The organism is Mucilaginibacter sp. CAU 1740 (genome assembly GCF_039839285.1).
In the GTDB taxonomy this organism is placed as follows: domain Bacteria; phylum Bacteroidota; class Bacteroidia; order Sphingobacteriales; family Sphingobacteriaceae; genus Mucilaginibacter.
The window spans coordinates 227,445-241,108 of record NZ_JBDOQS010000006.1 but is presented as its reverse complement, the minus strand read 5'-3'; the positions used below and the strand labels follow the sequence as shown (position 1 = coordinate 241,108).

Genomic DNA, 13,664 nt, shown 5'->3' with positions numbered 1-13,664 from the left:
AATCCCCTCTTAAGAGTGTGATGGGAAAGAGCGGGAGCAGGGGTGTGTTATACGAGCGATAAACCGCATGTTGAGCAGAGCGGCGGTTGAAAGTGAAAAGGGCTTATGTTTCGCAAAACATAAGCCCTTTTTTGACTTGCAAACTGCAAACCTAAAACTGCAAACTGAATTAAGGATTAATGCTATTGCCGCCCTCAGCTATATTCCCTCCCCTGCCTTTAGGATCAAAAGCGCGGAATTTGATAACACCGCCATTATAATTAACCGGACCGGTATAAACCTTGCTACTGGCATCCGGATCTTTTCCGTTGGTAGTATATCTAATGGTTAAGCCCGGAAACTCCACATTGCTCAGGTATTTGCCATCTTCAAGGCTGATACCCGGCTTAGGTACACGGTAATCATAACCGCCGTTATAATAGCTCAAACGCGGCAATTCGCGCTTGCCTAATACATTCAAAAAGTTCGACCAGGCCAAATCATATTCGGCTTTGCTTTTAGCCGGATCTTTTTCGGTAGCCCATGCCGGGTCAGGTGCCCAGGCGCGTTCGGCCAGGCCAAGCAGGCGTGGGAAGATCATGTATTCCATCCGCTCGGGGCTTTTTACCGTTTCGGCCCAGAGCGCGCCTTGTAAACCCGCTATATTGCTTTTGCCATAATCGGTAAGGCGTTGCTTGCCGATAAATATATTTCGGTTTATCGGGTTGCCTTGTTTATCAACATCGGCGTTTTTAAAATAGTCGTAAGGGATAAACGAATAGAATTTATCAATCCCCAAAAACGCGCCCCAGTAGTAACCTGGCTCGTCAAATGATTTGTAGTTGGCCATATCAAAATACAGGTTGGTAACGCAGGTTAGTACAACCTTGTAGCCGCCATTGGCTAAACGATAAGCCAGATCTTCCTGTCCACCGCCTAACACGTTATTCCAAACATCTACCTGTAAATGTTCTTTGTTAAAATCGGGATTCGGCACATAAGCTGGCTGGCCATCGAGTGTGGTTTTGCGTAGGGCCATCTCTTCCCAGCCTGAAAGCAGGATGCCTTTCTTTTTCAGGATCTCGTTAACGCGACCGTAAAAATAATACCACAGATCATTAGTGCTTTGGATTTCGGGGTGACTTGCCTTTAAAGCCAAATAAGCTGGCGACTTTCCCCAAACATTAGCAGGCACTTCATCACCACCAAAATGAACTGTTGGCAGCGGGGCACCGGCTTCTTTATAAATGCCGATCAGATCATCAACTACAGTCTCCACAAAGTTGTAGGTTGAAGGCAGCGATACATCAATTACATTATCATTCCAGTATTGTACCGAGCGGTATTCTGATTTATCGTTGGCATCATACAACAAATATTTCTCGGCATCCGCTTTTTTTCCTTGCGCCATGAGCCGATCATAACGTGCATTCATTGCTTTGATAGATGCGCGGGCATGGCCGGGAGTCTCAATCTCCGGCACTACGGTAATGTGGCGGTCGTTGGCATATTTCAGGATCTCGATATATTCAGCTTTGGTATAGTAACCGCTACCTACAGTATTGCTAACATCCGGGCCTGAACCATGCGACGGCGGCAAATGAGTTTTGCTATCCAAAGTATGGCCGCGTTTTGATCCTACCGAAGTAAGCTCAGGCAGTGATGGGATCTCTATCCTCCAGCCTTCATCATCCGTTAAATGCAGGTGCAAAACGTTTAGTTTATAAAGACTCATGGCCTCCAGCAATTTCAACACTTGTTGTTTGGATTGAAAATTACGGGCCACATCCAGCATTACGGCGCGGTGTGCAAAGCGAGGAGCATCGGCAACCTCAACGCATGGTATTTGTACTGAAGCCGGCGCTTTTGCAGAAACACTTGCCGGGATCATGCTTTTAAACGATTGGATGCCATAAAACATCCCCGCATTTGTAGATGCCCGGATAGTAACAGATGCAGGCTTTACACTCAATTCATAAGCTTCATCGGCCAAACCGGCTTTGTACTCAAGAGAGATAGCATTGTCAGAATAACGGTTAGATCCTTTCTTTCCCAACAGTGTTAAAATGTAATTATCTAACACGGTAACTTCTTTATTAAACCGGGCATCCTGAGCCGAGATGTGAATATTAGATGCAAAAGTAAATGAGCCACTCCCCGCAGTGTAACTTGCCGGAGTTGGAAATACTTTTATCAACTGGTCTGCTGGGATATCGGCAACGGTTTTGTTCCTGTTGTAAACTATTTCGGGAGTGATGAGGCCTTGGTAGGTCGGTTTGTATGGTGTGATATCATACGAGCCAAACGAGTAGCCTTTTTCAGGTTGGGCATCCCAAACAAGGTAGGGGCCTTCGGGGGCATCGGTAATGTTCACTACCGGGTCGTCGCAAACAAATTCAATGCGGGCGATTTCGCCGGGTTTCAGGTCTTTAAAGCCTGCGGTCGGGGTAATGCTGTACATATCACCGTTTACCTGCTCAATAATAGCGTTATTGCTTACCGCATTTTTTGTAAAACCACGGCCCGAGTTAAAATAGATCTTCCATCCACTGGCAGGCAAAACTTCATGACTATTGTTGGTAATTGCCAACGCTGTTAAAGCTTCATTTTTATTTTGATAGTTATTGTCTACCACCTGCCAGTTCAGGTGCAGATCGGCAATGTTCGGTTTTTTATCATCAATAAATTTAAAACCGCTGCACACAAAAACCGCGGCGATAACCATCATCGTAAAAAGTTTATTCATAATTGATTGCTGTGCCTGGAGGATAGCAGACAGGTAAATATAATTACTTTTTAAATTATTTTAATAAGTAATTTATATTGATTTGCTGCTCACCGTGGGCTTGGGATGTGACGCCCCTGGTTGGCTATTCCTTAGAAGTTATTCTAACACATATAAAAATCGTCATTGCGAGGTACGAAGCAATCCCCAAGAAGCAGAGCGGCCATGCAAATCTCCCTGTACAGTCGGGGATTGCTTCGTACCTCGCAATGACGCTCAAAGATAAAGCAGCTTTACTTGATTTTTTTGAGCACCTTCTTGGGGTAAGGGGACTGAAGTTGGAAACTTCAGTTATGGTAAACCACAGGTTACGCTAAACCTGCGGCAGCGATTTGTTTTATAAAGAAAATTTGATCCACCCCTCACCCTCATACCCAAATATGAATTGTTTAGGACGAATGATCTCGGCCAAAATCTCGATCGAATCAATAATCCGTGGACCGGGACGATTGAAATACTGGTTGCCATCGGCAATATAAAACCTATCATTTTTTACAGCTTTCAGCTCAGTAAAACCAGGAAGTTCTAATAATAAATTGATCTCTTTCATGCTACGCTCAATGCTGAAACCGCATGGCATTACCACAATAATTTCTGGATTCTGTAGCCTGATATCCTCCCAGGTTACATAGGGCGAATGTTTGCCATCCTGTGCTAAAACCGGCGTGCCACCTGCAATGTCAACCAGTCCCGGCACCCAATTCCCTGATATCATCAGCGGATCAAGCCATTCTATGCAAGCCACAGTAGGCCTACTATCTATAAATTTGAGTTTATGCTTAATAATATCCACCCGTTCCTGCAAGCTTTCAAGCAGATCAGCACCGGCTTGCGGCACGTTTAGCGCGGCAGCGATGGTGGCAATGTCCTTAAAAATATCATCGAGGCTATTAGGCTGCAGCGAGATGATCTGCGCTTGCTTATCCAAATAATTCTCTAAAGCTTCTTCCACATCTTTTAATGATACGGCGCAAACCTCGCATTGTGCCTGCGTCACTACCACATCGGGGGCAAGGGCTTTGATCTGCTCGCGTTTTACGGTGTAAACAGAAAGCGCGTCGGCCAGGATCTCTTTTACTTTGATATCGATATCCCCGCTGCTCAAACCATCCGGAAAGTTAGCTTCCGTGCAAATCGGTAGTTGTTTTACTAATTCCGGAAAATCACACTCGTGCGAGCGACCAACCAAATTCTCTTCCAATCCTAAGGCACAAATTATTTCGGTAGCGGCAGGCAGTAATGAAACTATTTTTTGAGCTGACATATTAACAAATTAAAAGGTTGCAAATGTAAGAATTATAGATGTGCAAATTTCAAATGTGCGGATGTGCAAATTCTAATTATTCGAATTTCAGATTTGCAAATCATTGCATCCGGTGACAGTTACTTATTGTAACAGCATCAATTTGTACTATCATACATCTGCACATTTGAAATTTGCACATCTGCACATTAACAACCTATCTTTACAGCGATGATATTTTTAACGTTTTTCATCGGGCTTATAGCTAATTTCATCGGCTACATACCGCCCGGCAACATAAACCTAACTTTAGTACAGATCACCATAAACCGTGGCATTAAAGAAGCCGTGCGCTTTATAACCGCTTTTTCTGCCGTCGAGTTTTTCTTTACTTATTTCATTATGCATGCCGCGAGGTGGCTTTCCGGCCAATTAAAGCTCGGAACTATTATCGATTGGATCATGGTTGTGCTGTTTGGCGTGATGGGATATATTACATGGATCCATCGTAACACGCCGCCAAAATCAAACTACTCCGAACATGCAAGTATTAAGTATGGGATACTATTAGGCTTTTTAAACCCCATGCAAATACCATTTTGGATGGTAACCGGCACCTATCTAATTACACACGAATGGATTTTAGATGGCCGTGTAGCACTGGTTATTTTCAGCCTTGGATCGGCAGCAGGGGCTTTTTTATGTCTGTTCATCTACGCCAAATTTGCCAAATATATCCAGGAGAAATTCGCGTTGAGTAATAAGCTGATCAATACCAGTATAGCGGTGTTATTTTTTGGATTCGCGGCGTATCATGTGGTGAAGCAGATATATTTGACATTTTTTAAGCATTAATTAAAAAACGTCATTGCGAGGTACGAAGCAATCGCACAGAAGCATAGCCGCCCTGTATAGTTCGCGATTGCTTCGTACCTCGCAATGACGCTTTGGGGATACGCATTCTAAAAATCAAGGTTCAAAACATCCACCTTATCCTGCGCCAGCTGCACTTTCAATTCATCCAACGAAGCAAACTTCACATCACCACGAATGTAATGGTGAAACTCCATGCGGATGGTTTGGTTGTAGATCTCCTCGTTAAAATCAAATATATTCACCTCGATATTACGGGTTAGACCATTAACTGTAGGGCGGGTACCTATGTAAGCCATGCCTTTATATTTTTGATCGGCGATGATCACCTTTACCGCGAAAATGCCATCAGAAGGAATGAGTTTGTATTTTTCCTCTACTACGATATTGGCTGTAGGATAGCCTATTTGCCTGCCGATTTGATCTCCTCTTACTACCTTACCGGTAATAAAAAACGGATAACCTAAACAAGTATTGGCCAGGCTAATATCGCCGCTTAGCAAAGCCGCACGGATCCGGGTTGAACTGATGGCCACTTCATTAATGTCCTGCTCAGGAATTTCCACAACATCAAAACCATAAACCGGCCCGAGGCGTTGCAAATCTTCCAGGCCTCCTTGCCTGTCTTTACCAAAACGGTGGTCATACCCTATCACTATTTTTTTTGTGCCGATCTTTTTCACCAACACATCGCGGATATAATCTTCGGCGGTTTGGTTGGAGAAATCTCGAGAAAAGGGAGTGATGATCAGGTGGTCAATACCGAGGCGTTCCATCAGCTCGGCCTTTTCATTAATGGTGGTGATCAATTTGATACTTTCATCTTCCGGGTTCAGGATCATCCTTGGATGCGGAAAAAAAGTCAGGATCACGGTTTCGCCGCCAATGCTATCGGCCAGCTCTTTGATGCCAGCAATTATTTTCTGATGACCGAAGTGTACGCCATCAAATGTACCGATGGTGACTACCGCATTGTTAACCGCTGTAAATTCGTTAATGTTATTGTAAACCCTCATTATAGGAGTAAAACACAAAATTAATTTTTAGTTGATGGGATTAACCACCAGAGTGTTTACGCTTTGTCAATTTTATTAACGCGCGGTATGCACATCTGATACTTTTAGCTCCCTGATGGTATTTACGAGTTCCATCACCTCCCAGGCATCTTCCACTTTAAAGTTTCCACTACGTGTGCGTCTTAATTTGGAAAGATAAGCCCCGTTATTTAAAGCCGCGCCAAAATCATTCACCAACGATCGGATGTAAGTCCCCTTGCTGCACACCACCCTGAAATCAATTTCGGGCAGTTCAACACGGGTAAGCTCAAATTCGGTGATAGTTACACTGCGTAGCTTAAGCTCTACTTCCTCTCCCCGGCGGGCTTTTTCATACAATCGCTCGCCACCAACCTTAATGGCCGAATGTGCGGGTGGATATTGTTGAATATCACCTGTAAACTGTTTGCAGTTGTTACGGAGTTCTTCTTCGGTAAGTTGGCTGATGTCAAAACTTTTATCTGGTTCTGTTTCCATATCGTACGATGGGGTGGTTGCGCCCAGCACCATGGTACCTGTATATTCTTTCTCCTCGGCCTGGAAAGTATCTATCTGTTTGGTCATTTTGCCTGTGCAGATAATGAGCAAACCGGTAGCCAGCGGATCGAGCGTGCCGGCATGACCTACTTTTAATTTTAGCGGCTTAAACGAGTTACGAAGTTTACCAACCACATCAAAGCTGGTCCACTGGTAAGGTTTGTTAACCAGTAGCAGCTGGCCCTCGGCAAATTCTTCTATTTTGGTGTACGTGTTCTTCAAATCCTGTTAAAATCCATCCGGCTGTTTACCGGATTTTCACAAAGGTACAATTTCTGCTTTGATTGATGTTATTGCAGATCTTTCCGAAAAAGTGATAAAACATAAACGGGGCCTATAGCCCCGTTCGCACTTATTAAAATGAGTTTTATTTAAACGTTTTGCAACTGATACCCGCTCAACATCAAACCGATGATGATAGCACCAACAATGATCCTGTACCAGCCAAATACCTTAAAGCCTTTGCGCTCAACAAAACCGATAAAAGTTTTAATAGCCAATAAGGCAACTATAAAAGCGATAACGTTACCTATAGCCAGCAATTTTATCTGTTCGCCGGTAAAAGCGTGGCCTTCTTTATAAAAGTCATAAAGCTTTTTGGCGGTGGCTGCAAACATGGTAGGTACAGCTAAAAAGAAAGAAAATTCTGCAGCAGCTGTGCGGCTTAATTTTTGGCTCATGCCACCAACTATGGTAGCTGCCGAGCGTGATGTACCAGGGATCATGGCCAAACACTGGAAGAAGCCTATTTTAAGCGCCGTTAAATTGCTGATATATTTCTCTTCTTTAACAACCGGTTTATTGAACCATTTATCAACAAACAATAAAATGATCCCGCCTACAAAGAGGGTAATGCCTACTACATAAACACTCTCCAACAGAGCATCAATTTTTTTGCTGAACAGCAAGCCAAACACCGCAGCAGGTATAAAAGCGATAAGCAGTTTAAGATAGAAATTAACCGATTGCAAAAACCTTTTCCAATACAATATCACTACCGAAAGGATAGCGCCCAATTGTATAGCTATGGTAAAAAGCTTAACAAAAGGATCGGCAGCTATGCCCATTATGGATGACGCGATGATCATGTGACCGGTTGATGATACCGGCAAAAATTCAGTTATCCCTTCAATTATAGCAAGGACAATAACGTGGATTAAATTCATTAGGGCTTAGGGTTGAGGTGGGGTAAACTTCGTTCAGGATTATCTCCCTACAAAGCGCACTCAATTTGTTATTTATATTAATTAGCCGAAGGTTTTTTAAGTATAGCGTAAAAGCCCAAAGCAAAGCCGGCCAATACTACAACAGGAGCAATAACTATTTTGGTGGTGCTGTAAATATCAGTTGTGCCCGACATTAATACGAAACCGAAAGCAACAATAGCAACGCTGATGATCAGGAAGCGGTAATTGCTTTTATCAAAAATAAACTGTACCGGCTGTGACGCTACAGGCGCTTTTGTTGCAGCTGCCGCAGGCGCGCTGGCGGTAGTTTTTATAGTAGCTGTTGGCTTAAATTTCTGTGCCATATCTTTTTTAATTAGTGATTTAGTGAGTTATTGAATTAGTGATTTTGGAGCGAAGTGTTCCTTTTAGTTTTAACCTTTCACCTTTAACCGCTATCTATATAAATCGTATATTTTTAAACGTAAAAACTTGTTAACCGCCAGGAAGGTACTGAAACCTGAAATAAAAATACCCAGGCCAACCACTCCTAAAAATACAACGCCAAACTCGTATGGGTTTTGTAAAAACACAAGTTCGGGCACGTTGTCGTACGCCACGTATAAGGTGCCTATCAACAGGATAATAGCGATCAATCCCCCTAATAAGCCATGCCATAAACCGTACAGTAAAAACGGTTTGCGGATAAAACCTTTTGTAGCGCCAACCAACTGCATTGATTTGATCAGGAAGCGTTGCGAATAAATAGCCAGCCTGATGGTATTATTGATCAATGCTACCGAAAGTACCACGAAAATACCAGCGAACGTAAGGATGATCAAACTGATGGTAGTTACGTTCTGGTTCATCTGGTCAACCAGCGATTGTTGGTATTTTACCTCTTTTATCAGCGGGTTTTTCAGCAGCTCGGCTTTAAACTTTTCGATATCCTTGTTATTGGCATAGTCGGCTTTCAGGTAAATATCTACCGATTGCGATAGCGGATTATAGCCCAAAAACTTCACAAAATCTTCGCCGAGGTCTTTTTGCAGGTTACGGGCAGCGAGCTCTTTACTTACGTATTGGGTTTGCTTCACCATTACATTGCCGTCCAGCTGTTTTTGAAGTTGCAGTACATCACTTTCGTGAGCGGCATCATCAACAAAAATATTGAGCACGATATTTTCTTTTACGTAGCTCGATATATTTTTAGCATAAACCAAAATAAGGCCCAGTAAGCCCACCATTAACAATACCATGGCAATACCAAATACAGTTGAAATGTATATGGTTTTGGTTTTTTTTGACGAGGCACTTGCTTCAAATTCTTCCATTTAGCCTTTTTAGATGTGGGATGTTAGATTTCAGACCCGAGAACACAGTATGTTCCCTCACCTCAATCAACATCATATTTGTGCGAAAATAAGAAACCCACCATAAAGGTAAAAGTTTATTACTTATAAATATTGTTTAATAACCCTTTAGCTAAACAGATTTAACATTTTTAACAATTATTAACACCCAACGTTGAGTTTTATTTCTGGGATTACACCGATTATTTTTTGATTACACCGATTTTTCTGAACCTTGATTTTTAAGATTTGATAGGCATGATGCTTTTTTTTCTGAACTCGAATTTTATGAAATTCAAGGAATGATCAGAATACTAAGCAAATTCTATACATTCTTATAATTGCTTAAAATTCGAGTTCAGACAATCCGGTAAATTCTGATTCAGACAAATTAACCATCCAATTCTGATATAAATCTGAAGTGCTGAACTTAAACAAAGCGCTATTGCTACTGTTATAAACTATTATGACAAAGCCAGCAAACGAAAAAGATAAACCATCACCGTCAGATACCCCGACTGAAAGGCCGGTAGATGATGGACATAAAAGCAAAGTGCGTAAAGAGGATAAACAATATCATGCTGATAGCCCGCATGGCGGCGATATTGCTAAAAAGCACGAGAAAGAGGAACAACCTGTGCATTCGGTGAAAAGCGCTCCTAAATCATAAGTTCTAAGTATTGAGTCGTAAGTTGGGATGTTGGATAACGCCCTTAGAACTTATGACTCAAGACTTAGAACTTACGACTTAACTATCCCTGCCGAATTAAACTGCAGATCATACAATTTGCGGTAATGCCCGTTCTCAATTTTAAGCAGTTCCTGGTGGGTGCCCATTTCCATGATCTCGCCATGGTCAAGTACAATGATCCTATCGGCGTTTTGAATGGTTGATAGGCGGTGGGCTATAACTATCGCGGTACGCCCCTGCATTAGTTTATTGATAGCATTTTGAATTAAAATCTCAGTTTCGGTATCTACCGATGATGTAGCCTCATCCAATACCAAAATAGCAGGGTTATAAACCAGCGCCCGGATAAAGGAGATCAATTGCGATTGCCCTGCCGAAAGCGTTGAACCGCGTTCCATTACATTGTAATCATATCCGCCTGGAAGGCGTTCAATAAAATCATGGGCACCAACATCTTTGGCTGCCGCGATGATTTGTTCACGGGTGATGGATTGATTATTCAGGCTGATATTGTTGGCTATGGTATCGCTAAACAAAAACACATCCTGTATTACAGTAGCAATTTGTGAGCGCAGGTAGTTCACATCATAATCGTGAATGTCATGCCCATCAACTTTAACACATCCTTTACCAATCTCATAAAAACGGTTAAGGATATTTATGGTTGACGATTTGCCGGCGCCAGTTGCCCCTACCAGGGCCAGCGTTTCGCCGGGTTTGATGTGGAAGCTGATGTTTTTCAACACCCAGTTCTCGTCGTTATAGGCAAACCAAACTTTATCGAAGTTGATATCGCCTTGTAGTCTGCCTGTGGTGAGTGTGCCTTTATTTTCAGCTACCTCATCGGTGTCAAGAACTTTAAAAATACGATCGGCACCTACCATACCCATTTGCAGGGTATTGAATTTATCGGCCAGTTGGCGGATAGGCCTGAACAGCATGTTGAGCAACACAATAAAGCTCGTGATCAGGCCGGGAGTGATGCCCTTGCCCGATGAAGAAATAGCGATCATCTGGCTATCCGAAAGCATTCGTTTACACCCGTACCATACCAGCAGCCCCATGCAAACGGCAAATAAGATTTCTACCACCGGAAAAAATATGGAGTAATACCAGTTGGAGCGGATGTTGGCGTCGCGGTATTTTTCGTTCACCTCTTTAAACTTGCGCATCTCCTGGTCTTCACGGGCGAAGATCTGGATCACGCTCATACCCGAGATATGCTCGGCGAGGAAAGTATTAAGTCGGGCTACTTGTGTACGCACCTCCTGAAAAGATGATTTGATGGCTTCTTTAAATACATAGGTTGATGCAAAAAGGAAAGGCATCGGGATAAGGGTTATCAACGCCAGCTTCCAATCCTGCCAAAGCATGTAGCCAATAACAGCAACTACCAGCAGCATATCGCCCATAATAGAGATCAGGCCTTCCGAAAATATATCGGCAATGGTTTCCAGATCGGATACCGTACGGGTAATGAGCATCCCGATAGGAGTACGGTCAAAATATTTTAACCGCAGACTGGTAATATGGTTAAAAATATCAATCCGCAAATCGCGGATCACATACTGGCCCAATGCGTTGGTTAAATAAGTTTGGTAGTACTGTGCTATGGTTTGAATGATCAGCTGACCGATCATCAGCTCAACCATAAAAACCAAGCCGTTATAATCGTCGTTCAAAATATTAACATCCAGCGTACGCTGAATTAAGATTGGTTGTAATAAAGCGTTAGCAGCTATAAAAATGGTGAGGAATGTAGCTATTACAAATGTTTTGTTGTAAGGCTTAACATAGTGCATTACCCGGCCAAGTAGTTTCCAATCTAAAGCCTTACCGGTTACGCCCCCCCCGCCCCCTGAAGGGGGTGCTGCCTGTTGGGCTTTCGCTTCGGTGCCCGAAGCGGCGGTTTCCTGCTTAGTATCTTTTTTATCTTTAGCCACTGTATCAAAGTTAAAATATAATTATAAATCCCAAAGTCCTCTCTACTATTGTTCCCCCTTCAGGGGGTTAGGGGCTAATGGGTACGGATATTTCACCTCCGTTAAATACAAGCCGCAGGCCGGAACACTGGTGCCCGCGTTCGATCTGTTTTTGCTTTCTATCACATCGCGGATACCTTCGGGTTTCATTTCTCCTTTGCCCACCATCATCAATGTGCCTACTATGGCCCGCACCATGTTGCGTAAAAATCTATCGGCAGTAATATGAAATACAATACCCTGCTCTGTCTTCACCCATTCGGCGCGGGTAATTTTGCAGTTATTGGTTTTTACCTGGGTGCTTGATTTGCTGAAACAACTAAAATCAATGTATTCCATCATAATAGCTGCCGCCTGGTTCATCAATTCCAGATCGGGTTCATCGCGTAGCTGCCATGAAAAACCATGCAAAAAAGCATCTTTATTAAAATGGATATGATATTGGTAAGAGCGAGCTGTAGCATCGAAACGCGCATGCGCGTCGGCATGTACAGGGATTACATTTTTTATAGCGATATCATGGGGTAGCAGGGCGTTTAGCCCCCCCCGCCCCCTAAAGGGGGTGCCTTCGATCGGATTGGTTTCGCCTTCGGCGAATTTGACATCGAAGTGGGCGAAAAACTCTTTGGCGTGTACGCCTGTATCGGTACGGCCGCAGCCGGTTGTTTCTATGGGTTGTCGAAGTATGGTGCTTAGGGCTTTGTTTAAAAGTTCCTGTACGCTTACGGCGTTTTGTTGTACCTGCCAGCCGTGGTAATTGGTACCGTTGTATGCAAGTTCAATAAAATAACGTTGATGGCTCACGCGGCAAAGTTAATAATATGCCGGGTACGGGTATTCATTATTTGGTCATAGTATTTATGCAGGCTCGGCTATGTAGGCTTTATAAATTGCCTCGAATGCCAGTTTATTTTTAACTGCCAGGTTGAAAGGCTTATTAATAAAGGTACTGCTATAGCCAATGGACTTCGCCAGGTTTCGCAAAACATCAAAGTAAGTTATCTCGATACCTTCTATTATCTGTACATAAAATACAATGAACACATCGCGTTCCATAGCTGTTTTCCCTGATTTAATGGCCGATATATAAGCTTCAAGCGTCATGGCTTTAATGCCAAGTACCGTTGTTTTTGATGGCGTTTTGTTGATGGTATTATAAATCGACTCGAGCTGGGTGAGTTGTTTTTGGGTTGCTTCATAACATTCCTGGATAGCTTCTTTTAAATAGATCAGGGATGCAAGTCCTTTTATCTCTTCAAAAAATTCGATCAGGTGCTGTTTGCCAAAATAGATACTGTTCAGGTGTTCGAGGAAGATCTTTTTTAAATGGGCATCTTCAAACTTAACATCTTCGGGGTTTTGTTGATTAATAGGGGTCATGTAACAACAATTTAAATACCAATAAATGTACATTAAATAATTATCATTTAAAGCAAGCCATATCGCTATTAAATTAGTGCTTCTTCAATAAGTAAAACATTTATATTTGCCTTTATAATTTTTAACATCATGCTGCAACGCATTCAAAGCATTTACCTTTTATTCGCCAGCCTGGTGCTGTTCGCCCTTTTCTTTTTTCCGCTTGCCCATAACGTTTATATTAATGATAAGGCATCAAGCATTATGGTTACCGGTATTTACCAGGATGTAAATGGCGTACAACAACACACCGAATCGTTTTTGGCGCTTACAGTTGTTACTGCAATTGTTGCCCTTGTTCCGTTAGTTATCATCTTTTTATATAAAAACCGTAAACAACAAATAGCGCTTTGCTACAGCGCTATCCTGGTGCTTATTGGCTACAGCTTTTGGATGGCACAAACCGTTAAAGGCGCGGCAGGCAGCATCACGCTTGATACCCGCACCATGGGCATTGGTCTGTTCCTTACATCGTTAAGTATTGTGCTTATAATCCTGGCTCAAAAAAGTATCCAGAAAGATGAAAAACTGGTACGTTCGGCCGACAGGTTGAGGTAAGAACTCCGATTTACTTATCATAAA

The 13,664-nt window shown here is 42.7% G+C and carries 13 protein-coding genes; 3 read left to right on the top strand and 10 right to left on the bottom strand.

The genetic code is table 11. The features are described 5' to 3' along the window. Window positions 1-169: 169 nt before the first annotated feature. Window positions 170-2,725 (bottom strand): family 20 glycosylhydrolase, encoded by a 2,556-nt coding sequence (locus tag AAFN85_RS15240; protein WP_347528367.1) that lies wholly within the window; start codon window positions 2,723-2,725, stop codon window positions 170-172. Between the two features lie 376 nt (window positions 2,726-3,101). Continuing rightward, window positions 3,102-4,028 (bottom strand): cobalamin-binding protein, encoded by a 927-nt coding sequence (locus tag AAFN85_RS15235; RefSeq protein ID WP_347528365.1) that lies wholly within the window; start codon window positions 4,026-4,028, stop codon window positions 3,102-3,104. Between the two features lie 210 nt (window positions 4,029-4,238). On the opposite strand from AAFN85_RS15235, the gene AAFN85_RS15230 reads away from it, so the two are divergent. Then, the gene (locus AAFN85_RS15230) at window positions 4,239-4,862 is read left to right on the top strand and encodes a LysE family transporter (protein ID WP_347528363.1); all 624 of its coding nucleotides are present in this window, start codon (window positions 4,239-4,241) and stop codon (window positions 4,860-4,862) included. A gap of 107 nt (window positions 4,863-4,969) precedes the next feature. Here AAFN85_RS15230 and AAFN85_RS15225 read toward each other — a convergent pair whose 3' ends face one another. The 5 genes from AAFN85_RS15225 to AAFN85_RS15205 form a co-directional block, all read right to left on the bottom strand. Beyond that, window positions 4,970-5,896, bottom strand: a complete 927-nt coding sequence (locus AAFN85_RS15225; RefSeq protein ID WP_347528361.1) for a bifunctional riboflavin kinase/FAD synthetase — start codon at window positions 5,894-5,896, stop codon at window positions 4,970-4,972. Window positions 5,897-5,971: 75 nt separating this feature from the next. Beyond that, window positions 5,972-6,694: a tRNA pseudouridine(55) synthase TruB gene (gene truB, locus AAFN85_RS15220; RefSeq protein ID WP_347528359.1), complete on the bottom strand. Its 723-nt coding sequence runs from the start codon at window positions 6,692-6,694 to the stop codon at window positions 5,972-5,974. Window positions 6,695-6,843: 149 nt separating this feature from the next. Further along, window positions 6,844-7,638 (bottom strand): undecaprenyl-diphosphate phosphatase, encoded by a 795-nt coding sequence (locus tag AAFN85_RS15215; protein WP_347528357.1) that lies wholly within the window; start codon window positions 7,636-7,638, stop codon window positions 6,844-6,846. 77 nt (window positions 7,639-7,715) lie between these two features. Beyond that, window positions 7,716-8,003 (bottom strand): DUF3098 domain-containing protein, encoded by a 288-nt coding sequence (locus tag AAFN85_RS15210; RefSeq protein WP_347528356.1) that lies wholly within the window; start codon window positions 8,001-8,003, stop codon window positions 7,716-7,718. Window positions 8,004-8,093: 90 nt separating this feature from the next. Continuing rightward, the gene (locus AAFN85_RS15205) at window positions 8,094-8,972 is read right to left on the bottom strand and encodes a permease-like cell division protein FtsX (RefSeq protein ID WP_347528355.1); all 879 of its coding nucleotides are present in this window, start codon (window positions 8,970-8,972) and stop codon (window positions 8,094-8,096) included. Window positions 8,973-9,456: 484 nt separating this feature from the next. On the opposite strand from AAFN85_RS15205, the gene AAFN85_RS15200 reads away from it, so the two are divergent. Next, complete coding sequence (locus AAFN85_RS15200) at window positions 9,457-9,660, top strand: hypothetical protein (RefSeq protein ID WP_347528353.1); 204 nt, start codon at window positions 9,457-9,459, stop codon at window positions 9,658-9,660. 71 nt (window positions 9,661-9,731) lie between these two features. Here the strand turns inward: AAFN85_RS15200 and AAFN85_RS15195 are convergent, their stop codons facing one another. The 3 genes from AAFN85_RS15195 to AAFN85_RS15185 form a co-directional block, all read right to left on the bottom strand. Continuing rightward, window positions 9,732-11,483, bottom strand: coding sequence for an ABC transporter ATP-binding protein (locus tag AAFN85_RS15195; protein WP_347528587.1), 1,752 nt, complete (start codon window positions 11,481-11,483; stop codon window positions 9,732-9,734). Between the two features lie 186 nt (window positions 11,484-11,669). Next, on the bottom strand, window positions 11,670-12,467 hold the full coding sequence (gene truA, locus AAFN85_RS15190) for a tRNA pseudouridine(38-40) synthase TruA (protein WP_347528352.1): 798 nt from the start codon (window positions 12,465-12,467) through the stop codon (window positions 11,670-11,672). A 54-nt stretch (window positions 12,468-12,521) separates the two neighbouring features. Continuing rightward, complete coding sequence (locus AAFN85_RS15185) at window positions 12,522-13,043, bottom strand: DUF892 family protein (RefSeq protein ID WP_347528350.1); 522 nt, start codon at window positions 13,041-13,043, stop codon at window positions 12,522-12,524. Window positions 13,044-13,172: 129 nt separating this feature from the next. On the opposite strand from AAFN85_RS15185, the gene AAFN85_RS15180 reads away from it, so the two are divergent. Further along, on the top strand, window positions 13,173-13,640 hold the full coding sequence (locus AAFN85_RS15180) for a DUF4293 domain-containing protein (RefSeq protein ID WP_347528349.1): 468 nt from the start codon (window positions 13,173-13,175) through the stop codon (window positions 13,638-13,640). Window positions 13,641-13,664 lie beyond the last annotated feature (24 nt).

Bases quoted from the DNA above. Each gene is read 5' to 3' on its own strand.
- AAFN85_RS15205 (WP_347528355.1), bottom strand. From the start codon at position 8,972: ATGGAAGAATTTGAAGCAAGTGCCTCGTCAAAAAAAACCAAAACCATA.
- AAFN85_RS15230 (WP_347528363.1), top strand. From the start codon at position 4,239: ATGATATTTTTAACGTTTTTCATCGGGCTTATAGCTAATTTCATCGGC.
- AAFN85_RS15240 (WP_347528367.1), bottom strand. From the start codon at position 2,725: ATGAATAAACTTTTTACGATGATGGTTATCGCCGCGGTTTTTGTGTGC.
- AAFN85_RS15235 (WP_347528365.1), bottom strand. From the start codon at position 4,028: ATGTCAGCTCAAAAAATAGTTTCATTACTGCCTGCCGCTACCGAAATA.
- AAFN85_RS15210 (WP_347528356.1), bottom strand. From the start codon at position 8,003: ATGGCACAGAAATTTAAGCCAACAGCTACTATAAAAACTACCGCCAGC.
- AAFN85_RS15180 (WP_347528349.1), top strand. From the start codon at position 13,173: ATGCTGCAACGCATTCAAAGCATTTACCTTTTATTCGCCAGCCTGGTG.
- AAFN85_RS15185 (WP_347528350.1), bottom strand. From the start codon at position 13,043: ATGACCCCTATTAATCAACAAAACCCCGAAGATGTTAAGTTTGAAGAT.
- AAFN85_RS15215 (WP_347528357.1), bottom strand. From the start codon at position 7,638: ATGAATTTAATCCACGTTATTGTCCTTGCTATAATTGAAGGGATAACT.
- AAFN85_RS15200 (WP_347528353.1), top strand. From the start codon at position 9,457: ATGACAAAGCCAGCAAACGAAAAAGATAAACCATCACCGTCAGATACC.
- AAFN85_RS15195 (WP_347528587.1), bottom strand. From the start codon at position 11,483: ATGCACTATGTTAAGCCTTACAACAAAACATTTGTAATAGCTACATTC.
- AAFN85_RS15225 (WP_347528361.1), bottom strand. From the start codon at position 5,896: ATGAGGGTTTACAATAACATTAACGAATTTACAGCGGTTAACAATGCG.